The sequence below is a fragment of the Neisseria sp. P0008.S010 genome (assembly GCF_051962715.1).
In the GTDB taxonomy this organism is placed as follows: domain Bacteria; phylum Pseudomonadota; class Gammaproteobacteria; order Burkholderiales; family Neisseriaceae; genus Neisseria; species Neisseria elongata.
In genome coordinates this window covers 1-207 of the sequence record NZ_JBQCVA010000482.1, presented here as the reverse complement: position 1 = coordinate 207, position 207 = coordinate 1, and the positions used below count along the sequence as shown (strand labels likewise).

Annotated in this window: 1 rRNA gene; it reads right to left on the bottom strand. The window is 56.5% G+C overall.

The features are described from left to right. Window positions 1-207 (bottom strand): 16S ribosomal RNA (locus tag ACTHSL_RS14430); the annotation flags it as partial.

The window sequence follows — 207 nt, the reverse complement described above, 5'->3', positions numbered from 1 at the left end:
TTTACGCCCAGTGATTCCGAACAACGCTAGCCCCCTTCGTATTACCGCGGCTGCTGGCACGAAGTTAGCCGGGGCTTCTTATCCAGGTACCGTCATTATCGTCCCTGGCGAAAGAGCTTTACAACCCTAGGGCCTTCATCACTCACGCGGCATGGCTGGATCAGGCTTGCGCCCATTGTCCAATATTCCCCACTGCTGCCACCCGTA